This is a genomic window from Citrobacter freundii complex sp. 2025EL-00176 (genome assembly GCF_053309355.1).
Map to the genome: position 1 here is coordinate 36329 of NZ_JBRYHT010000014.1, position 21656 is coordinate 57984.

A 21656-nucleotide genomic window follows, 5' to 3' on the forward strand; every position below is an offset into this window, starting at 1 on the left:
AGGGAGATTTGATGGCTTACTCAGTACAAAAGTCGCGCCTGGCCAAGGTTGCGGGTGTTTCGCTTGTTATGTTGCTCGCGGCCTGTAGTTCTGACTCGCGCTATAAGCGCCAGGTGAGCGGTGATGAATCCTATCTGGAGGCCGCACCGCTTGCTGAGCTTCATGCGCCAGCTGGGATGATTCTGCCGGTTATGTCGGGTGACTATAATATCCCGGTAACCAACGGTAGCGGTGCCGTGGGTAAAGCGCTGGACATTCGCCCACCGGCCCAGCCGTTAGCGTTAGTCACTGGCGCTCGTACCCAGATCGCAGGTGATACGTCGACATTACTGGTGGAAAATGGTCGTGGCAACACGCTGTGGCCGCAGGTCGTTAGCGTCATTCAGTCTAAAAACTACACGATCACGAAACGTGATGATGCCAGCCAGACGTTGACTACCGACTGGGTTGACTGGAACCGTCTGGATGAAGACGAGCAGTACCGTGGACGTTATCAAATCTCGGTTAAACCGCAGGGCTATCAGCAAGCGGTAACGGTGAAACTGACTAACCTCGAGCAGGCGGGTAAACCCGTAGCTGATGCGGCATCAATGCAGCGTTACAGCGCTGAGATGATGAACGTTATCTCTGCTGGTCTGGATAAGAACGCCACCGATGCGGCGAATGCCGCGCAGAACCGCTCTGCAGCCACCATGGACGTTCAGAGCGCCGCCGATGATACCGGTTTACCAATGCTGGTGGTGCGTGGACCGTTCAACGTGGTGTGGCAGCGTCTGCCGGCAGCGCTTGAGAAAGTGGGCATGAAGGTGACCGACAGCACCCGTTCTCAGGGCAGCATCGCCGTAACCTACAAACCGCTGTCTGATAGCAGCTGGCAGGAGCTGGGCGCAAGCGATCCAGGTCTGGTATCCGGCGACTATAAACTGCAGGTCGGTGATTTAGATAACCGCAGTAGTATGCAGTTTATCGATCCGAAGGGGCATACCCTGACGCAAAGCCAGAACGACGCGCTGGTCGCCGTCTTCCAGGCAGCGTTCAGTAAGTAAAAATGAAGGGCTGGATAACTCCAGCCCTTTTTTTCTGATATGATACGCAAACGTGTGCGTCGGCAGAAAAACGCAATATTTATCGTTAATTCACACCCAGGAGTAATAAAGATGCAAAAGCAAGCTGAGTTGTATCGTGGTAAAGCGAAGACCGTATACAGCACGGAAAACCCGGACCTGTTGGTGCTCGAATTCCGCAATGATACGTCAGCAGGGGATGGCGCGCGCATTGAACAGTTTGACCGTAAAGGCATGGTGAATAACAAGTTCAACCATTTCATTATGACTAAACTGCAAGAAGCGGGCATTCCTACCCAGATGGAGCGACTGCTTTCCGATACCGAATGTCTGGTGAAAAAACTGGAAATGGTACCGGTTGAATGTGTGGTGCGTAACCGCGCGGCAGGCTCACTGGTTAAGCGTTTAGGCGTTGAGGAAGGTATTGAACTGAATCCGCCGCTGTTTGATCTGTTCCTGAAAAACGATGCTATGCACGATCCAATGATTAACGATTCCTATTGCGAAACTTTTGGTTGGGTGAGCAAAGAGAATCTGGCGCGTATGAAAGAGCTGACCTACAAAGCTAACGACGTGCTGAAAAAGATGTTCGATGATGCGGGCCTGATTCTGGTCGATTTCAAACTTGAGTTTGGCTTGTATAAAGGTGAAGTGGTGCTGGGTGATGAATTCTCACCGGACGGTAGCCGTCTGTGGGATAAAGAAACGCTGGATAAAATGGACAAAGATCGCTTCCGCCAGAGCCTGGGCGGCCTGATCGAAGCCTATGAAGCCGTCGCGCATCGCCTGGGTGTCAAGTTAGACTAATTCCCCTCTGAGCCGGCGATCGCTCACCGGCTCATCAATCTCGCCGATTTTGATTACTGTTTCTTATGGTAATCCTGTTCCGAACCGCCTACGATCATCATCATAATGAATAAAAAGTTGAGGTGATTATGCGCTGGCAAGGGCGTCGTGAAAGTGACAATGTAGAAGACAGACGAAACAGCTCCGGCGGCGGCCCTTCTATGGGCGGGCCTGGTTTTCGTTTGCCCAGTGGTAAAGGCGGCATCATCCTGCTGATTGTGGTGCTGGTCGCCGGTTATTATGGCGTGGATCTCACCGGGTTAATGACCGGTCAACCCGTTTCCCAACAGCAATCATCACACTCCATCAGCCCAAATGATGATGAAGCAGCAAAATTTACCTCGGTGATTCTGGCCACCACGGAGGATACCTGGGGGCAGCAGTTTGAAAAAATGGGCCGGACCTATCAACAGCCGAAGCTGGTGATGTATCGGGGCGCTACGCGTACCGGCTGCGGCGCGGGCCAGTCCGTGATGGGGCCGTTTTACTGCCCGGCGGATGGCACCGTGTACATCGACCTCTCCTTCTACGACGATATGAAAAACAAGCTGGGCGCCGATGGTGATTTTGCTCAGGGCTATGTTATCGCCCATGAAGTGGGCCACCACGTGCAGAAACTGCTGGGCATTGAACCGAAAGTTCGTCAGATGCAGCAGAATGCCACACAGGCTGAAGTGAACCGTCTTTCCGTACGTATGGAACTGCAGGCGGATTGCTTTGCCGGTGTCTGGGGCCACAATATGCAGCAGCAGGGCGTGTTGGAATCCGGCGATCTGGAAGAGGCGCTGAACGCCGCGCAGGCTATTGGCGACGATCGCCTGCAGCAGCAAGGACAAGGCCGCGTGGTACCGGACAGCTTTACCCACGGAACCTCTGAACAGCGCTTTACCTGGTTCAAACGCGGCTTTGACAGCGGTGACCCGGGGCAGTGCAATACTTTTGGAAAAGGCATTTAAGATACAGAGGCAGGGATGTCTGATAACACGGCGCTGAGTGCGTTAACTGAACAGATGACCCGCGAAGGCATCCGCCGTCTGCTGGTTATCAGCGGCGAGGATAGCTGGCGTCAGGCGCAAGCGTTAGCGCTACGCAACGCGTTACCCGGCGACTGGCTATGGGTAGGGGCACAAGCCCCTGCTGAGCCGAACTGTACGCCGCAGGCGCTGCAAACGTTACTCGGGCGCGAATTCCATCATGCAGTTTTTGACGCCGGGCAGGGATTTGACGCTGCGGCGTTCGCCGCCTTAAGCGGCACGCTGATCGCCGGGAGCTGGCTGGTGTTACTGACTCCACCCTGGCATAGCTGGCAGACCTATCCGGACGCGGATTCACTGCGCTGGAGCGACTGCGCAGACCCGATTCCAACGCCGCATTTTGTTGAACACGTCAAACGGGTGATTTCCCGTGATGGACAGGCTTTGCACTGGCAGCAGCATCAGCCTGCTTTATATCCCCGCTTTCCTGCTCGCGCCGACTGGCAAGCGGCAACCGGTGAACCTCAGCCTGAACAGGCGCTGATTTTAGCGCAGTTGCTGGCTATGCCTTCTGGCGTGGCTGCCGTGACGGCCGCGCGTGGTCGGGGTAAATCCGCGCTGGCGGGGCAGCTGATTGCACGTATCAACGGGACAGCGATCGTTACCGCGCCTGCCAAAGCGGCAACCGATGTGCTGGCGCAATTTGCCGCAGAACGTTACCGCTTTATGGCTCCGGACGCGTTGTTAAGCAGTTCTGCAACCGCAGACTGGCTGATTGTGGATGAAGCCGCCGCAATCCCCGCGCCGCTACTGCATCAGTTAGTCTCACGTTTTCCTCGCACGCTATTAACCACGACAGTTCAGGGCTACGAGGGAACCGGCAGAGGCTTCTTGCTGAAATTCTGCGCCCGCTTTCCCCATCTTCGACGGTATGAGTTACAACAGCCTGTACGCTGGGCGCAGGGATGTCCGCTGGAGAAAATCGTCAGCGATGCGCTGGTGTTTGACGACGAATCGTTCACGCATGCTCCGCTAGGAGAACTGCACTTCTCGGCATTTGAACAACAATCCTGGCATGACAACCCGGCGCTGCCGGTAGCGGTATATCAACTGCTTTCCGGGGCGCACTATCGCACCTCGCCACTGGATCTGCGGCGGATGATGGACGCACCTGGTCAACATTTTCTTCAGGCGTCGTGTGCTGACTCGGTGGCGGGAGCCGTCTGGTTGGTGGATGAGGGGGGATTATCCGCAGAATTAAGCCAGGCCGTCTGGGCAGGATATCGCCGACCACGAGGAAATCTGGTTGCACAGTCACTGGCGGCGCACGGCGGCGATCCGTTGGCGGCAACGCTCATTGGGCGGCGGGTAAGCCGAATTGCGGTTCATCCTGCTCGCCAGCGAGAAGGTATCGGGCAGCAGTTGATTATGCAGGCCCAGCGTTACTCCACACAGTGTGACTATCTGTCCGTCAGTTTTGGGTATACGGTCGAGCTATGGCGTTTCTGGCAGCGCTGTGGTTTTGTTCTGGTGCGTATGGGCAATCACCGCGAAGCCAGCAGCGGGTGCTATACCGCCATGGCGTTATTGCCCATCAGCGAAGCGGGAAAACGCCTCGCCGGGCGCGAACACCATCGTCTGCGGCGTGATGCCCAGATCCTTGCTCAGTGGAACGGTGAGGGCATTCCGCTGGACCCGTTGAAAGAGTCTACGCTTAATGAGGATGACTGGAACGAGCTGGCCGGATTTGCTTTCGCCCATCGGCCATTATTGACGTCGCTTGGCTGCCTGACTCGTCTGCTTCAGCACAGCGAATTACCTCTCCCGGCCTTGCGGGGCCGCTTACAAGCCAAACGCAGCGATGCCGAGTTGTGCCAGCAGTTGAAGATCTCCGGGCGTAAAGCACTGTTGGTCGTTCAGCGTGCGGAGGCCGCGCAGGCGTTAAAGCAGCTGGATGCTGAACGTATACAGCGGCTACAAAATCGCATTATGCAATGGCAAAATTTTCACTAACTTCTTCAATTTACTGACATGGTCATTGCGGTTAAGCGGCGTAGAATGATTCTCATCAGTTAAGGAGATCGCCATGAAACATGACCATTTTGTTGTTCAAAGTCCTGATAAACCCGCTCAACAGCTACTGCTGCTGTTTCATGGCGTCGGCGATAACCCGGTAGCCATGGGCGAAATCGGCTCCTGGTTTGCACCGTTGTTTCCGGATGCGCTCATTGTCAGCATTGGCGGGGCTGAGCCTTCTGGTTCTCCTTCCGGACGTCAGTGGTTTTCGGTTCAGGGCGTAACGGAAGAGAACCGGCAGGCGCGTGTTGACGCTATTATGCCGGTCTTTATCGAAACCGTGCGCTACTGGCAGAAGCACAGCGGCGTTTCGCCTCACGCTACCGCGCTGATTGGTTTTTCTCAGGGGGCGATTATGTCGCTTGAGAGTATTAAAGCCGAGTCGGGGCTGGCATCGCGCGTCATCGCCTTTAATGGTCGCTATGCCACCTTGCCAGAGGTTGCAACCACGGCGACGACGGTGCATTTGATTCACGGCGGTGAAGACCGGGTGATTGAGTTATCTCACGCCGTTGCCGCACAGGAAGCATTAATTCGCGCGGGTGGGGATGTGACGCTGGATATCGTCGATAATCTGGGGCACGCCATTGATGAACACAGCATGCAGTTTGCGCTCGATCATCTGCGTTTTACCGTACCGAAGCACTACTTTGATGAAGCGCTGAGTGGCGGTAAGCCTCACGATGATGATGTGATTGCCATGATCTGATTGATCACCGTAGGCCGGATAAAACGCGAAGCGTTGCCATCCGGCACGTCATGCCCGGTGGCGCTAACGCTTACCGGGCCTACGGAACTTATCGGCCTGGAAATTATTTCTTCGGCTGATCCTTATTCGGCCAATCGTCGTCGTCGTCCCATTTATCGTTAAAGTCACGATGCGGGGGAAGCTCCGGCTTATTAGCGAGAAACTTCTTGTGGTCGACGCGCTTGAGATCTTTGATCACGTTCAGCAATACGCCTACCAGAAACACCAATACTAAAATCCACCAATATTTTGCCAGCCAGTCCATGCTCATTTCCTCTTGCAGGAACACTCATCAGGCGACGAGTTGCTCCATGATACGTTGATACATACGGGCAAGCAATTGCAGGTCGGCGGCATTAACGCATTCATTAATTTTATGAATGGTGGCATTGACCGGCCCAAGCTCTACTACCTGTGCCCCCATGCGGGCAATAAAACGCCCGTCGGATGTCCCGCCTGTAGTCAGTAACTGCGGTTTAATTTCATTATAGTGCTCAATGGCGTTCACTACTGCATCCACCAGTTTACCGCGTGCGGTCAGGAACGGCTGACCGGAGAGCCACCAGTCGACGGTATAACGCAGTTGATGTTTTTCCAGCAGTTCCAGCACCCTGGCTTTAATCATTTCATCGTTTAATTCGGTGCTGAAACGGAAGTTAAACTGGATAAACAGCTCACCAGGGATGACGTTGTTGCTACCGGTTCCTGCCTGAATATTGGCTATCTGCATGCTGGTCGCCGGGAAGAATTCATTCCCCTGATCCCACTCGATCGCCACCAGTTCATTGAGCATTGGCGCGGCGCGGTGTACTGGGTTATCAGCCAGATGTGGGTAGGCCACGTGCCCCTGCACGCCGTGAATGGTCAAGTTGCAGGTCAGCGAACCACGACGACCATTTTTCACCACGTCGCCAACGATTTCGGTACTTGATGGTTCGCCTACCAGACAATAATCGAGGCGTTCGTTACGCGCCATCAGCGCTTCAACCACTTTTACGGTGCCGTTTTTGGCGCTGGCTTCTTCGTCAGAGGTTATCAGGAATGCCAGACGGCCCTGATGATTAGGATGCTGGGCGACAAAGCGTTCTGCGGCCACGACCATCGCCGCCAGCGAACCTTTCATATCGGCAGCGCCACGCCCAAACAGCATGCCATCGCGAATGGTTGGTTCGAACGGCGGATTAATCCAGCGATCGACATCGCCGGCAGGCACTACGTCAGTGTGACCGGCAAATGCCAGGGTCTCACCTTTACCGCGCCATGCCCAAAAATTCTGCGTGTCACCAAAATCCATACGCTCAACGGTAAAACCTACCGCACGCAGACGTTCAATCATTAACGCCTGGCACCCGGCATCATCCGGGCTCAGAGAAGGACGGCGAATAAGCTGCTGAGTCAGCTCAATAACCGGGCACGACATAGATTACACCTCATTAAAAAACTGCGTATAACTGGATTCACTGAAACCAAGCAGCATAGGCTTACCCGGCTCGCAGAGCAATGGGCGTTTGATAATTGCAGGCATTTCAATCATCAACGCGGCGGCGGCGTCCGCAGTAGTGATTTGGCTACGCGTGGCTTCATCCAGTTTCCGCCACGTGGTTCCACGCGTATTGAGCAGCGGCTCCCAACCTAATTCGCTGATAAAAGACTGTAATAGCGCGTTGTCCAGGCCGTCGACGCGATAATCATGGAAGCGGTAGTCGATCTCTCGTTGTTCTAACCAGCGTCTGGCTTTTTTAATCGTATCGCAATTTTTAATGCCGTAGAGCGTGATCATTTGAATCCTTATCGATTTAATTTGAATATTTATTCTCGTGTTGTGTGAACACGAATAATACATATTGTCATCCAGGCGTTATAGAGAAATATAACATTGTTGAACAATGGTGAATAATGATTCCTGAAAGTTCCAAAACTAACTCATAAATGAAAATCAGAATTTGCCTGTTTGCATCAGCCTGTTTTTCCATCAGAATTGCAAAAGTAGTAGATCATGTATGAATATTTCAAAATATTGCAGTAAGTCACATAAAATTTATGGGCATAGCGCATAGTGATCACATAAACCCCAAACACTGGAGGATGTAATCACAACCATCGGTTAAATGATCTTCTTTTGATGATGATGATTTCGTAGAATGCTCATAATAATAAGAGAGGTTGTTATGATTGAACGTGAACTGGGGAACTGGAAAGACTTTATCGAAGTAATGCTTCGTAAATAATTTTCTGGAAGAAATGCATATCCTGCAAAGGATAAAAAAAGGCGACTCAACGTAAGTCGCCTTTTTTGTGTCCGATTATTCTGGGCGTGGTTTCAATGGGAAGCGTCGGCGGACCAGTACAAAGAACAGGGGAACGAAGTAAATCGCCAGGATGGTGGCTGAAATCATCCCGCCCATTACGCCGGTCCCCACCGCATGTTGACCACCGGAGCCAGCGCCGCTGCTGATGGTCATCGGCAATACCCCGAAGATAAACGCCAGCGACGTCATCAGAATCGGACGTAAGCGCTGGCGACAGGCATGCAGCGTGGCGTCGAGCAGATCGTGTCCTTTCTCGTTCATCTCATTGGCGAATTCAACAATCAATATTGCGTTCTTCGCCGAAAGACCGATAACGGTTAATAACCCGACCTGAAAATAAACATCGTTTTCCAGACCGCGCATCCAGGTGGCCAGCAGCGCGCCGATGACCCCCAGCGGTACCACCAGCATGACGGAGAAGGGCACCGACCAGCTTTCGTACAGTGCCGCCAGGCACAGGAACACCACCAGCAGAGAAATGGCGTACAGGGCTGGTGCCTGAGAACCCGACAGTCGTTCCTGATAAGACATTGCCGTCCATTCGAGGCCAAATCCGGTCGGCAACTGGCGCACTAGCGACTCCATCACGTCCATTGCCGTACCGGTACTGACGCCGGGCGCGGCTTCACCGACAATCTCGACGGCAGAATAGCCGTTATAACGCTCCAGACGCGGTGAGCCGGTTTCCCAGCGCGAGGAGGCAAAGGCCGAGAAAGGTACCATGCCGCCGCTATTATTGCGGACGTACCACAGGTTGATGTCGTCCGGGAGCATGCGGTACTTCGCCGCCGCCTGTACGTAAACTTTCTTCACGCGACCGCGGTCCATAAAGTCATTAACGTAGCTGGAGCCCCAGGCCGTTTGCAATGTGTCGTTGATGTCGTCAATGGACACGCCCAGCGCCTGGGCTTTGCGCTGATCGATATCAATTTGCAATTGTGGACTGTCGTCGAGTCCGTTATGACGAACGCGGGTCAGGGACGCGTCTTTCCCGGCCAACTCAATCAGCTTGTCGCGCGCGGCCATTAACGCGTCATGACCCGCGCCGGCGTGATCCTGCAGTTCCATATCAAAACCAGCCGAACTGCCGAGGCCGCTAATGGCCGGAGGGCTGCTGGCGAAGACGCGAGCCTCTTTAATCTTATTAAACGCTTTGGTCGCGCGTTCGATGATGGCGAAGGAGGTCCCGGTGGTGGTGTCACGCTCATCCCAGTCTTTTAAACGCACGAACATACGCGCCACGTTTTGTCCGTTCCCGCCAGGGCCAGAACCGACGGTCGAGAAGACCGACGTAATGTTGTCTTTTTCGTGGGTGAAGTAATACTTCTCCACTTCCTCAACCACTTTCAATGTTTGCTGCTGCGTGGAGCCGCTGGGCAGCTGGACCGAGGTGGTAAACATGCCGCGGTCTTCCAGCGGCAGGAAGGAGGTCGGCAGGCGCAGGAACAGGAAGACCATACCGCCGAGCAGCAGACCGTAGATCAGGATCCAGCGCAGGCTGCGGTGCAGAATTCTGGCAACGCCTTTTTCGTAGCGCTCGGCGTTGCGATTAAACATGCGGTTAAACCAGCCGAAGAAACCGGTTTGCCCGTGATGCTCGCCTTTATGCAGCGGTTTAAGTAGCGTGGCGCACAGGGCGGGGGTGAGGATCATCGCCACCAGAACGGACAGCACCATCGCGGAAACAATGGTAATCGAGAACTGGCGATAAATCGCCCCGGTGGTACCGCCGAAGAAGGCCATTGGAATAAACACCGCCGACAGCACCATGGCGATACCGACCAGCGCCCCCTGTATTTGCCCCATCGATTTCCGCGTCGCTTCACGCGGCGTGAGGCCTTCCTCACTCATAATACGCTCGACGTTTTCCACTACTACAATGGCGTCATCCACCAGCAGGCCGATCGCCAGCACCATCGCAAACATGGTTAACGTGTTCACGCTATAGCCAAAGGCGTAGAGCACGGAGAAGGTGCCCATCAGAACGACAGGTACGGCGATAGTGGGAATCAGCGTGGCGCGGAAGTTTTGCAGGAACAGGTACATGACCAAAAATACCAGTGCGATCGCTTCCAGCAGGGTTTTTACCACGTCGATGATTGAGGCTTTTACGAAGGAGGTGGTTTCATATGCCACCTTATATTCCATCCCGTGCGGAAAGTATTGCGACAGTTCGTTCAGACGGTTAATGACCAGCGTCGCTGTCGCCATTTCATTGGCGCCGGAGGCCAGTTTCACGCCCAGACCGGAGGCGGGATTCCCGTTAAAGCGGCTGAGGTAGTCATACTTCTCAGCCCCCATTTCGACCGTCGCCACGTCGCCCAGTTTAACTTCTGAACCGTCCTGGTTAACGCGTAGCGTAATCGCGCGGAATTCATCCGGAGTCTGCAGCAGCGACTGGGCATTAATCGTCGCATTCAGCGCCTGTTTGTCTACTGAAGGCGTACCGCCAAGTTGCCCGACGGCAATCTGCGCATTCTGTGACTCGATGGCATCGGTCACATCTTTGGCGGTCATCTGGAAGCTGTTAAGTTTGGCCGGATCGAGCCAGATACGCATGGAGTATTGTGAGCCGTAGGCATCGATATCCCCCACGCCGTTTATGCGGCTGAGCGGATCCTGAATATTACTCGCCACGTAATCGGCGATGTCCTGCTTATCCATGGAGCCATCGGTAGAGACGAAGGCGATGGTCAGAATATTGGTATCCCCGGTTTTACGCACTGTGACACCTTGATCCTGTACCGCCTGCGGCAGCTTACGCATTGCCGATTGCAGCTGGTTTTGCACCTGCTGGACGGCCTCGTCAGGATCGGTTCCGGCGACGAAGCTCAGCGTAACGGATGCCTGGCCTGTCCCGCTGCTCTGTGATGACATGTACATCAGATTATCGAGACCGGTCATATTCTGCTCGATGACCTGGGTCACGGTGTTTTCCAGCGTTTGTGCAGATGCACCAGGATAGTTGGCGGTTACCCGCACGTTGGGCGGGGCCAGATCGGGATATTGCTCAACGGGGAGTGAAAAAATAGCCAGGGCTCCTGTCAGGCACAACAGGATAGCTAACACCCAGGCAAAAATGGGGCGATCGATGAAAAAATTCGCCATTAAAAGGGGACCTCGTGTTTCTGCGTATCGTTATGGGTATGACTTGTTTCACTTTAGCGGCAAGGTACGAGCCAAACGTGGAGAAAAAAAGAAGATAATGTAAATTATCATGCCCGTTTACAGCATACCTTTTGTGCCAGCGCCGTCAGGGCGGGATCCCGGCCTGCAAGCGCTTTGCGGTTCTTTACGTTAGACCACTGTCGGATTCAGCCGAACGAAAACTGATGCTTACCAGCGTTCCCCCGCCGGAGGGCTGCGAGAAGGTCAATGTGCCGCTGAGTCTTTCCGCTCGCTCACGCATAATATTTAATCCATAGTGTCCGGTAGGCTCATGCGGTTCGCCAATGCCGATGCCGTTATCGCGGATATAAACCGTATGATTGCCATCCGGTGCGGTGACGCAACTGACGGCAATTTCCGTTGCGTTAGCATGCTTAATTGCGTTCAGCACCGCTTCACGAACAATTTGCAGCAGATGCACCTGCATTTGCGCATCCAGCGCCAGCGTAGGCAACCGGCAATCGAGCGTCAGTTTAGCTGAAGTCTGATTTTGCAGCGTTTCCAGCATTTCATGCAGGGCGGAGGGTAAATCGGCCTGCTGTAAGGTCAGACGGAAGGTGGTCAGCAGCTCTCGCAGTTGACGGTAGGCATCATTCAGCGCCTGAGAGAAATCCGCCATAATGCTTTGCGCCGGAGCGTTATCCTCTGGAATCGAGCGCTTCAGCAGCGTGAGCTGAATGCGTAAATAAGAGAGCACCTGCGCCAGCGAGTCGTGCAGTTCGCGTGCAATGGTCGCACGCTCTTCCATTAACAGCAGTTGCTGAAAATGTTTTTGCGCCTGGTTGAAGTACAACCCACGTCCCAGCATAGACGATACGCTGTTGAGCAGCGGGGTCGAGGCATTGACGTTTGGACTTTGCCAGTGCAGTTCGCCGTAGACGGTTTCCTGCATCGTGACCGGCAGGATTTGCATTGGCAGCTCGGGGCTTTTGGTCCCTTCGCTAATCCGCCAGTTATCACCGACGGTAAGCTCCAGGAAATACGCGGCGTCATGTTCGCGGACAATCTGTAAAATATGGCGGAAGCAGTACACATCAATCTGACTGGTATTGAGCGCCTGAGAGCACTGATACAGCACCTCCAGGCGGCGATTAGCTTCGTGGAGATCGTGGGTTTTTTCTGCGACCGAGGCTTCCAGCGAGCGGTACAGCTTGTGTAACTCACTCGACATCTGGCTAAAGGTCTTGCCCAGCAGCCCCAGTTCGTTGGGTAAACCGGTATCCAGCGGCGGGATATCAAACTGACCGTGCTCAATGTGCTGGCTGGCCATTACCAGCTTATTGAGTGGCCGCACCACCTGCTGGCGAATGCGCCGCAGGGTAAAGAAAACCAAAGTGAATATGCCGATCCCGCCTGCCAGCGAAATACCAAAAACCAGCATCACTTTGCGTTCGGCGTAGTGTTGCAGCGCCAGCACGAAGAGATCGATTTGATCGACATAGTTGTTGATATTGGCCTGGTACCATTTTAAATCGCCATCGATCAAACGGGCGTTCATTTCCAGCCAGTTTGCATGCAGTCGTCCATAGCGACTTTTCACCGCTTGCGGTACATACCACGCATTCAGATTTTGCAATGCCGGCGAGTTTAGCGCCTGCTGGAAAAGTTGGCGGTGAGCGTTGAGCTGCGGGCTTTGGCTTTGCAGATCGTAACCCAGACGGTAGCTTTGCATGCGCAATGAGCCAGCAACGTTGATGGCTTCAGCATCCCGCAAGCTGCTGGTCAGCGTGAGCAGCGCAATACCCGTTGAGAGAATCGACAACAGCACGATGTAGAAAAAAGCCTTGGCCAGACTGGCCGAGACCGGACGCTTTACCGTCACTTGTGCATCCTCACACAATACACGTCGCGCCTTGATACAGCCCGAACGATGCGGTGTAGTTGATAAATGTTAATAAAACGCCATGAAACTGGATGGTAACTGAAACACAATTTCATATGCGATGAAATAAATTGATCTGCCACAGGTTCTGGATAAATAGTTGTGCTTCCTGGGCAAATGAACATTGCCGCTTCCTTCCGTGTCGGTTAATAACAACAGTCATATAAAGAATAAGGTTTTTGCAACCAAAAAAGAAGGAAGCCATGAATCGTTTTATTATGGTCAATAGCCAGCAGTGCCTGGGTTGCCATGCCTGTGAGGTCGCCTGCGTCATGGCTCACAATGGCGAGCAGCATGTCCTGAGCCCGCGGCATTTCCAGCCCCGAATTACCGTCATCAAGCATCAGCACCAGCGCAGTGCGGTGACCTGCCACCACTGTGAAGATGCGCCCTGCGCCAGAAGTTGCCCAAACGGGGCAATCAGCCATGATAACGACAGCGTGCAGGTGAACCCGCAAAAGTGTATTGGCTGCAAATCGTGCGTCGTGGCTTGTCCCTTTGGCACGATGCAGATCGTACTCACTCCCGTGGCTAAAGGAAAGGTGAAAGCGACAGCGCATAAATGCGACTTATGTCAGGGGCGTGAAGAGGGGCCCGCCTGCGTGGAAAACTGTCCGGCACAGGCGTTACAGTTGGTGACGGAAAACGCGCTTACCGGTCTGTCAAAAGCGCGCAGACTGCGTACAGCCAGTCTGGAGAGTCAACCCTGGCACAGTAGCGCTACCGATTTTGTTCAGGATGCCATCACCAAACGTGAGCAAATGCAGGCGACGCCTGCCCGTGGTGAGCCGGATAAGCTGGCGATTGAAGCCCGTAAAACCAGCTTTGAAGAGATCTATCTGCCGTTTCGTACGGCGCAGGCGGAACGGGAAGCGTCCCGCTGCCTGAAATGCGGCGACCACAGTATTTGCGAATGGACCTGCCCACTGCACAACCATATTCCGCAGTGGATTGAACTGGTCAAAGCCGGGAACATCGACGCGGCGGTTGAGCTTTCTCATCAGACCAACTGCCTGCCGGAAGTGACCGGGCGCGTGTGTCCCCAGGACCGGCTCTGCGAAGGGGCATGCACGGTGCGTAACGAGCATGGCGCGGTGACTATCGGTAATATTGAGCGTTATATTTCTGATCGGGCGCTGAGCAAAGGTTGGCGACCTGACTTAAGCCACGTACAGAAAGTGGATAAACGCGTCGCGATTATCGGCGCGGGTCCGGCAGGCCTGGCCTGTGCAGATGTGTTAGCGCGAAACGGCGTTAGCGCCACCGTGTACGATCGCCATCCTGAAATCGGCGGTTTGCTGACGTTTGGCATACCGGCCTTCAAGCTGGACAAAACGCTGCTGGCGCGTCGCCGCGAAATCTTCAGCGCCATGGGCATTCATTTCGAACTTAACTGTGAAGTAGGAAGGGATGTGGCGCTGGCGACGCTGTTGGAAGAGTACGATGCCGTGTTTGTGGGCGTGGGGACCTATCGTTCCATGAAGGCGGACCTGCCGAATGAAGACGCGCCTGGCGTTTATGATGCGCTGCCGTTCCTGATTGCCAACACAAAACAGGTGATGGGGCTGGATGAACTGCCTGAAGAGCCGTTTATCGATACTGCCGGGCTGAACGTGGTTGTCCTGGGGGGCGGCGATACGGCGATGGACTGCGTACGCACCGCGCTGCGTCACGGCGCGAGCCAGGTAACCTGCGCCTACCGTCGTGATGAAGCCAACATGCCGGGTTCGAAAAAAGAGGTGAAAAACGCGCGCGAAGAGGGGGCGAACTTTGAGTTTAACGTTCAGCCGGTTGAACTGGTGTTGAATGCCGATGGACGAGTCAGCGGCGTGCGTTTCTTACGTACCCAGCTTGGCGAGCCGGATGCTCAGGGGCGTCGACGTCCGGTGCCGATCGCCGGGAGTGAGTTTGTGATGCCCGCAGATGCGGTGATCATGGCGTTTGGTTTCCACCCGCACGGTATGCCGTGGCTGGAGAGGCATGGCGTTAAGGTCGATAACTGGGGACGCATTGCCGCCAACGTTGAGAGCGCGTACCGTTATCAAACCAGTAATCCGAAAATCTTTGCCGGAGGGGACGCGGTACGCGGTGCGGACCTGGTGGTCACGGCGATGGCCGAAGGGCGGCATGCTGCACAAGGGATCGTCGACTGGCTGGGCGTAAAATCAGTCAAATCTCACTAGCCGAAGGTCAAGACAAACCCGGTTTCACGGCGTAGTATTATTTCTCACTTCTCGCCGTGGAGCTGGTATGTCGCAAAAAATTACCCTCATCAAAGACAAAGTCCTTTCTGATAACTACTTCATCCTGCGCAATATTACCTATGACCTGACCCGGAGTAATGGTGAGGTGATTCGTCACAAGCGCGAGGTTTACGATCGCGGCAACGGCGCGACTATTCTGTTGTATAACGCGGAGAAGAAAACCGTGGTGCTCATCCGTCAGTTCCGCGTCGCGACCTGGGTCAACGGTAACGAAGACGGGCAACTGATTGAAACCTGCGCCGGGCTACTGGATAACGACGAACCGGAAGCGTGTATCCGTAAAGAGGCAATTGAAGAGACCGGCTATGAAGTGGGGGAAGTGCGTAAACTGTTCGAACTCTACATGTCGCCGGGCGGTGTAACGGAGCTGATCCATTTCTTTATCGCGCAATACAGTGACAGTCAGCGGGCAAACGCAGGCGGCGGTGTTGAAGATGAAGATATTGAGGTTCTGGAGCTACCGTTCACGCAGGCACTGGAAATGATTAAAACGGGTGAGATCCGTGACGGCAAAACGGTGCTGTTGTTGAACTACCTGCAGTCGTCGCACCTTATGGATTAACCCTCTGCATTAATATTTCTTTACAAATAGACGGCCAATCCGACGATTCTTATTGAGCCACATCAGTCGCGCAAGGAAGATACCGCTTAGGCTGTGTGTTTTGATTTCGGGGTTGTACCGTCCATGCGCTATCGCGTCATTTTCATTTTCCTGCTCGGGCTGCTACCCGTGCGTTTGCTGTGGGCCGCGCCCGCGCAGCAGGCGTTTTCTGACTGGCAGGTGACGTGTAATAACCAGAATTTTTGCGTGGCGCGTAATACCGGAGAGCATCATGGCCTGGTTATGACCCTCAGCCGCAGCGCCGGGGCGCACACCGACGCTGTGTTGCGCATTGAGCTGGGAGGGCTGGAGTCTTCCCATGTTAAAGAGAGCGAAATTGCGCCGCGTCTGTTGTTGGATGGCGCACCGCTTTCGCTTAGCGGTGAGCACTGGCGTATTACGCCCTGGCAACTGATGACCGATGATCCGGTCACCATTAGCGCATTTTTACAAACTGTACAGGACGCGAAGGCAATAACCCTGCAAAAAGGCGCGCAGAATCTTTCACTGATCGGATTAAAAGCCGCATTGCTGTTTATCGACGCCCAGCAAAAACGCGTTGGGAGCGAAACCGCATGGATCGAAAAAGGTGATGAGCCGCCGCTCAGTGTACCGCCAGCTCCGCCCCTGAAAGGTGTGGCTGTCATTAATCCAACGCCAACCCCTTTAACGCAACAAGAGCGCAGCGAGCTGCTGGATTACGGTAACTGGCGAATCAATGGTATTCGCTGCTCGATCGATCCGCTGCGTCGCGAAATGCGCGTCACGGCCCTGACGGATGATAAAGCGCTACTGATGATCGGCTGTGAAGCCGGGGCATATAACACTATCGATCTTGCGTGGATTGTTTCGCGCGTAAAACCGTTAACTTCCAGTGCCGTACGTTTGAGTCTGCCATTTAAAACGGATGCCGAAAGTCGGGATATGGAGCTGACCAACGCCACGTTTGACGAGAAGTCGCGGGAACTGGTCACCCTCGCCAAAGGACGAGGGTTGGCAGATTGTGGCATCCAGACGCGCTGGCGCTATGACGGACAGCGGTTTCGCCTGGCGCGTTATGCCCAGGAACCAAGTTGCGATAACTGGCATGGGCCAGATGCCTGGCCCACATTGTGGATCACGCGTTAAGCACTTTATGCGCTTTGGCGACGATGTTATCCACCGTAAAGCCGAAGAACGGGAACAATTTATCTGCCGGAGCCGATTCTCCATAACCGGTCATGCCGACAATTGCCCCTTTTAGGCCGACATATTTGTACCAGTAATCGGCAATGCCTGCTTCCACTGCCACGCGCGCGCTGACGTTTGCCGGTAAGACCGATTCCCGGTACGCCTCATCCTGAGCGTCAAAAATATCGGTTGAGGGCAGAGAAACCACGCGCACGTTACGACCTTCACCGGTCAATTTTTCCGCCGCCAGCAGCGTAATTTCCATTTCTGAACCGGTCGCAATCAAAATAACATCCGGTTTACCGCCGCTGTCCTTCAGCACATATCCTCCGCGGGCAATCTGCTGCACCTGTTCAGGCGTACGCTCAACCTGCGCCAGATTTTGTCTGGAGAGGATTAGCGCCGTTGGCCCGTCATGGCGTTCGACCGCCAGCTTCCAGCCTACCGCGGCTTCGACCTGATCGCACGGTCGCCAGGTGCTGAAATTAGGTGTCAGACGCAGGCTGGCGAGCTGCTCGACGGCCTGGTGCGTAGGACCATCCTCCCCCAGACCAATCGAGTCGTGGGTATAAACCATGATTTGTCGGGCCTTCATTAGCGCCGCCATGCGTGCGGCATTACGGGCATATTCAACAAACATCAGGAACGTGGCGGTGTACGGCACAAAGCCACCGTGATGGGCGATACCGTTGGCAATCGCGGTCATGCCAAACTCCCGCACGCCGTAGTGGATGTAGTTTCCGGCCGGATCCTCTTTAAGCGAAGCGGAACCTTTCCAGATGGTCAGGTTGCTTGGCGCCAGATCCGCTGACCCGCCGAGCAGCTCAGGCAGTATCGGCCCGTAGGCGTTCAGGGTATTTTGCGAGGCCTTACGGGTGGCGATTTTGGCTGGATTAGCCTGTAAATCGGTAATGTACTTCTGGGTCGTTTCTTCCCACTGTTCCGGCAGCCCGCCGCTCATTCGGCGGGTAAATTCAGCCGCCAGCTCCGGGTGTGCTTGTTGATACGCCGCGAATTTCTCATTCCAGGCCTGTTGCGCTTTTTCGCCTTTTTCCCGTGCATCCCACGCCCGGTAAATCTCTTTGGGGATCTCAAAAGCAGGATGGTGCCACCCCAGCTTCTGTCGGGTTAGCGCCACTTCTTCTTCACCCAGCGCAGCGCCGTGCGCTTCTTCTTTCCCGGCTTTATTCGGTGAGCCAAAACCAATCACCGTGCGGCAGATAATCAGCGACGGCTTATCGGTAACAGCCTGCGCTTCCTGAATCGCTTTTTTCACCGCCTCAGGATCATGACCATCAATCTCATGCACGACATGCCAGTGATAGGCCTCAAAGCGTTTCGCGGTATCGTCGGTAAACCAGCCGTCGGTTTCACCATCAATCGAGATGCCGTTGTGATCGTAGAAGCCGATCAGTTTGCCCAGTCCCAGGGTTCCCGCCAGGGAACAAACCTCATGGGAAATCCCCTCCATCAGGCAGCCATCGCCCATGAATACGTAGGTAAAGTGGCTGACAATCTCATGATCCGGCTGGTTAAATTGCGCCGCCAGCGTGCGTTCGGCAATCGCCAGGCCAACCGCGTTGGCTAAACCCTGACCCAGCGGACCGGTGGTGGTTTCCACGCCCGGCGTGTAGCCGATTTCCGGGTGTCCTGGCGTCTTCGAGTGCAGTTGGCGGAAGTTCTTCAACTCCTCTAACGGCAAATCGTAGCCGGAAAGGTGCAACAGACTGTAAAGCAGCATTGAAGCGTGACCATTGGACAGAATAAACCGGTCACGATCGTACCAGGTGGGATCGGTCGGGTTATGGCGGAGGAAATCATTCCACAGTACTTCGGCGATATCGGCCATACCCATTGGTGCGCCGGGGTGGCCAGAGTTAGCTTTTTGTACGGCATCCATACTTAGCGCACGAATGGCATTGGCAAGCTCTTTACGGGTCATAGGAAATACTCCTTGAAAAGTAAAGCGTTAGATGCGTGTGTTAATTCACACTTTTGGGAAAATTGCGGGCTGCACACGCAAAAAGCATAGCAGACAAGCATGGCATTGCTGGATTAAGCAGGTAACATGGCTGTTATAAGTTGATAACAAATTCTTTCTTTGAATGGCGAGAGTTTGGGGACCTTCAAAGTTTGGGCCGCTGACAGAGGTGATAATGTGCGGCTCGTAGCATGGTTACCCGCGCCAATTTTTTGATCGACACGTGAAAGGAACAACAAGATGGATGACCAGTTAAAACAAAGCGCCCTCGATTTCCACGAATTTCCAGTACCAGGTAAAATTCAGGTTTCTCCAACCAAGCCTCTGGCAACACAGCGCGATCTTGCCCTGGCCTACTCGCCAGGCGTTGCAGCGCCGTGTCTGGAAATTGAAAAGGACCCGCTGGCGGCCTACAAATACACCGCGCGCGGCAACCTGGTTGCGGTTATCTCCAACGGTACGGCGGTTCTGGGCCTGGGCAATATCGGCGCACTGGCTGGCAAACCGGTGATGGAAGGTAAAGGCGTCCTGTTTAAGAAATTCGCCGGGATTGACGTGTTCGACATCGAAGTGGATGAGCTTGATCCGGATAAATTTATCAATGTCGTGGCGGCCCTGGAGCCAACGTTTGGCGGCATCAACCTCGAAGATATTAAAGCGCCGGAGTGCTTTTACATTGAGCAAAAACTGCGCGAGCGCATGAATATACCGGTATTCCATGATGATCAGCACGGCACGGCGATCATCAGCACCGCCGCAATTCTTAACGGTCTGCGGGTGGTGGAGAAGAACATTTCTGACGTGCGTATGGTGGTGTCCGGCGCAGGTGCGGCGGCGATTGCCTGTATGAACCTGCTGGTGGCGCTGGGGATGCAGAAACACAACATTGTGGTCTGCGACTCCAAAGGCGTGATTTACAAAGATCGCGAACCGAACATGGCGGAAACCAAAGCGGCTTACGCGGTCGTGGATGATGGTAAACGTACGCTGGATGACGTGATTGACGGCGCAGACATTTTCCTCGGCTGTTCCGGCCCGAAAGTGCTGACCCAGGAAATGGTCAAGAAGATGGCGCGTGCGCCAATGATCCTGGCACTCGCCAACCCGGAACCGGAAATCCTGCCGCCGCTGGCAAAAGAGGTGCGTTCCGACGCCATCATTTGTACCGGTCGCTCCGACTACCCGAACCAGGTTAACAACGTCCTCTGCTTCCCGTTCATCTTCCGCGGCGCGCTGGATGTCGGCGCTACCGCCATCAACGAAGAGATGAAACTGGCTGCAGTTCACGCGATTGCTGAGCTGGCGCACGCCGAGCAGAGCGAAGTCGTGGCTTCCGCCTATGGCGATCAGGACCTGAGCTTTGGCCCGGAATACATCATCCCTAAACCGTTCGACCCACGTCTGATCGTCAAAATCGCCCCGGCGGTAGCAAAAGCGGCGATGGACTCCGGTGTGGCGACGCGCCCGATTGCCGACTTTGACGCTTATATCGATAAGCTGACCGAGTTTGTCTACAAAACCAACCTGTTCATGAAGCCGATTTTCTCTCTGGCACGTAAAGCGCCGAAGCGCGTGGTGCTGACGGAAGGGGAAGAGGCGCGTGTGCTGCATGCGACTCAGGAGCTGATCACCTTAGGTCTGGCGAAGCCGATTCTGATTGGTCGTCCGAGCGTTATCGAAATGCGTATCCAGAAACTGGGGCTGCAGATCAAAGCTGGCGTCGATTTTGAAATCGTTAACAATGAGTCCGATCCGCGCTTCAAAGAGTACTGGAGCGAGTACTACCAGATCATGAAGCGCCGTGGTATTACCCAAGAGCAGGCGCAGCGTGCGGTGATTGCCAACACTACGGTGATCGGCGCGATCATGGTGCAGCGCGGTGAAGCGGATGCGATGATCTGCGGTACGATTGGCGACTACCATGAGCACTTCAGCGTGGTGAAAGAGGTGTTTGGTTACCGTGATGGCGTGCATACCGCCGGGGCGATGAACGCTTTGCTGCTGCCAAGCGGTAACACCTTTATCGCCGATACCTACGTCAACGATGACCCAACGCCGGAGCAACTGGCTGAAATCGCCGTGATGGCGGCGGAAACCGTACGTCGCTTTGGTATCGAGCCGAAGGTAGCGTTGCTGTCGCATTCCAACTTTGGCTCATCAAACTGTCCGTCGGCCAGCAAAATGCGTGAAGCGCTGGCGCTGATTAAGGCGCGTGCGCCAGAATTGATGATTGACGGTGAAATGCACGGTGATGCCGCGCTGGTGGAAAGTATCCGTAATGACCGTATGCCGGATAGCCCGCTGAAAGGCTCAGCCAATATTCTGGTGATGCCGAATATGGAAGCTGCTCGTATTAGTTACAACTTACTACGTGTTTCCAGCTCAGAAGGCGTAACGGTCGGCCCAGTGCTGATGGGGGTAGCGAAACCGGTTCACGTATTAACGCAGATCGCCTCTGTTCGTCGTATCGTTAATATGGTGGCGCTGGCCGTTGTAGAAGCACAAACCCAGCCGCTGTAATTTCACTTTAATTATTTCGGGCGCGGGTATCCTCCCGCGCCTTTTTATTTTCC

General features: G+C 54.4%; 16 protein-coding genes. 10 read left to right on the forward strand and 6 right to left on the reverse strand.

Going from position 1 to position 21656, the window contains the following annotated elements:
- The first annotated feature begins 11 nt into the window (after window positions 1-11).
- The 5 genes from bamC (at window position 12) to ypfH (ending at window position 5669) form a co-directional block, all read left to right on the forward strand.
- A complete protein-coding gene (bamC, locus tag ACVXHP_RS20525) occupies window positions 12-1046 on the forward strand; it encodes an outer membrane protein assembly factor BamC (RefSeq protein ID WP_447572101.1) in 1035 nt (344 codons plus the stop codon).
- Window positions 1047-1157: 111 nt separating this feature from the next.
- On the forward strand, window positions 1158-1871 hold the full coding sequence (purC, locus tag ACVXHP_RS20530) for a phosphoribosylaminoimidazolesuccinocarboxamide synthase (protein WP_003835086.1): 714 nt from the start codon (window positions 1158-1160) through the stop codon (window positions 1869-1871).
- Between the two features lie 128 nt (window positions 1872-1999).
- Window positions 2000-2866: a KPN_02809 family neutral zinc metallopeptidase gene (gene ypfJ, locus ACVXHP_RS20535; RefSeq protein ID WP_200005498.1), complete on the forward strand. Its 867-nt coding sequence runs from the start codon at window positions 2000-2002 to the stop codon at window positions 2864-2866.
- 15 nt (window positions 2867-2881) lie between these two features.
- Complete coding sequence (locus tag ACVXHP_RS20540; RefSeq protein WP_304701095.1) at window positions 2882-4897, forward strand: tRNA(Met) cytidine acetyltransferase TmcA; 2016 nt, start codon at window positions 2882-2884, stop codon at window positions 4895-4897.
- Between the two features lie 73 nt (window positions 4898-4970).
- A complete protein-coding gene (gene ypfH / locus ACVXHP_RS20545) occupies window positions 4971-5669 on the forward strand; it encodes an esterase (RefSeq protein ID WP_316129238.1) in 699 nt (232 codons plus the stop codon).
- 103 nt (window positions 5670-5772) lie between these two features.
- Here ypfH and ACVXHP_RS20550 read toward each other — a convergent pair whose 3' ends face one another.
- The 3 genes from ACVXHP_RS20550 to ACVXHP_RS20560 are packed head-to-tail and all read right to left on the reverse strand — an operon-like array spanning window position 5773 to window position 7488.
- Window positions 5773-5973, reverse strand: a complete 201-nt coding sequence (locus tag ACVXHP_RS20550; RefSeq protein WP_003835080.1) for a YpfN family protein — start codon at window positions 5971-5973, stop codon at window positions 5773-5775.
- 27 nt (window positions 5974-6000) lie between these two features.
- Complete coding sequence (dapE, locus tag ACVXHP_RS20555) at window positions 6001-7128, reverse strand: succinyl-diaminopimelate desuccinylase (protein ID WP_042306881.1); 1128 nt, start codon at window positions 7126-7128, stop codon at window positions 6001-6003.
- 3 nt (window positions 7129-7131) lie between these two features.
- Entirely contained in the window at window positions 7132-7488 is a 357-nt protein-coding gene (locus tag ACVXHP_RS20560; RefSeq protein ID WP_200005501.1) for an ArsC family reductase, read from the reverse strand.
- Between the two features lie 388 nt (window positions 7489-7876).
- On the opposite strand from ACVXHP_RS20560, the gene ypfM reads away from it, so the two are divergent.
- On the forward strand, window positions 7877-7936 hold the full coding sequence (ypfM, locus tag ACVXHP_RS20565) for a protein YpfM (protein ID WP_001386977.1): 60 nt from the start codon (window positions 7877-7879) through the stop codon (window positions 7934-7936).
- 75 nt (window positions 7937-8011) lie between these two features.
- On the opposite strand, the gene acrD is transcribed toward ypfM, so the two are convergent.
- Together acrD and narQ are read right to left on the reverse strand one after the other, a co-directional pair.
- Window positions 8012-11125, reverse strand: a complete 3114-nt coding sequence (gene acrD, locus ACVXHP_RS20570) for a multidrug efflux RND transporter permease AcrD (protein ID WP_447572102.1) — start codon at window positions 11123-11125, stop codon at window positions 8012-8014.
- A 184-nt stretch (window positions 11126-11309) separates the two neighbouring features.
- Window positions 11310-13007, reverse strand: a complete 1698-nt coding sequence (narQ, locus tag ACVXHP_RS20575; protein WP_304701087.1) for a nitrate/nitrite two-component system sensor histidine kinase NarQ — start codon at window positions 13005-13007, stop codon at window positions 11310-11312.
- A 263-nt stretch (window positions 13008-13270) separates the two neighbouring features.
- Between narQ and aegA the strand changes: the two genes are divergently transcribed.
- The 3 genes from aegA (at window position 13271) to ACVXHP_RS20590 (ending at window position 17060) form a co-directional block, all read left to right on the forward strand.
- Window positions 13271-15250 carry a formate-dependent uric acid utilization protein AegA gene (gene aegA / locus ACVXHP_RS20580; protein ID WP_447572103.1) on the forward strand — a complete coding sequence of 660 codons (1980 nt, stop codon included), beginning with the start codon at window positions 13271-13273 and terminating at the stop codon, window positions 15248-15250.
- A 67-nt stretch (window positions 15251-15317) separates the two neighbouring features.
- Window positions 15318-15893, forward strand: coding sequence for a GDP-mannose pyrophosphatase NudK (gene nudK, locus ACVXHP_RS20585; protein WP_006683526.1), 576 nt, complete (start codon window positions 15318-15320; stop codon window positions 15891-15893).
- A 123-nt stretch (window positions 15894-16016) separates the two neighbouring features.
- Window positions 16017-17060: a DUF1176 domain-containing protein gene (locus ACVXHP_RS20590; protein WP_316129234.1), complete on the forward strand. Its 1044-nt coding sequence runs from the start codon at window positions 16017-16019 to the stop codon at window positions 17058-17060.
- On the opposite strand, the gene tkt is transcribed toward ACVXHP_RS20590, so the two are convergent.
- Window positions 17050-19044, reverse strand: coding sequence for a transketolase (tkt, locus tag ACVXHP_RS20595; RefSeq protein WP_200005506.1), 1995 nt, complete (start codon window positions 19042-19044; stop codon window positions 17050-17052). The genes ACVXHP_RS20590 and tkt overlap by 11 nt on opposite strands.
- Window positions 19045-19323: 279 nt before the next feature.
- Here tkt and maeB point away from each other — a divergent pair, with 279 nt between their 5' ends.
- On the forward strand, window positions 19324-21603 hold the full coding sequence (gene maeB / locus ACVXHP_RS20600; RefSeq protein WP_200005507.1) for an NADP-dependent oxaloacetate-decarboxylating malate dehydrogenase: 2280 nt from the start codon (window positions 19324-19326) through the stop codon (window positions 21601-21603).
- Window positions 21604-21656: the final 53 nt, after the last annotated feature.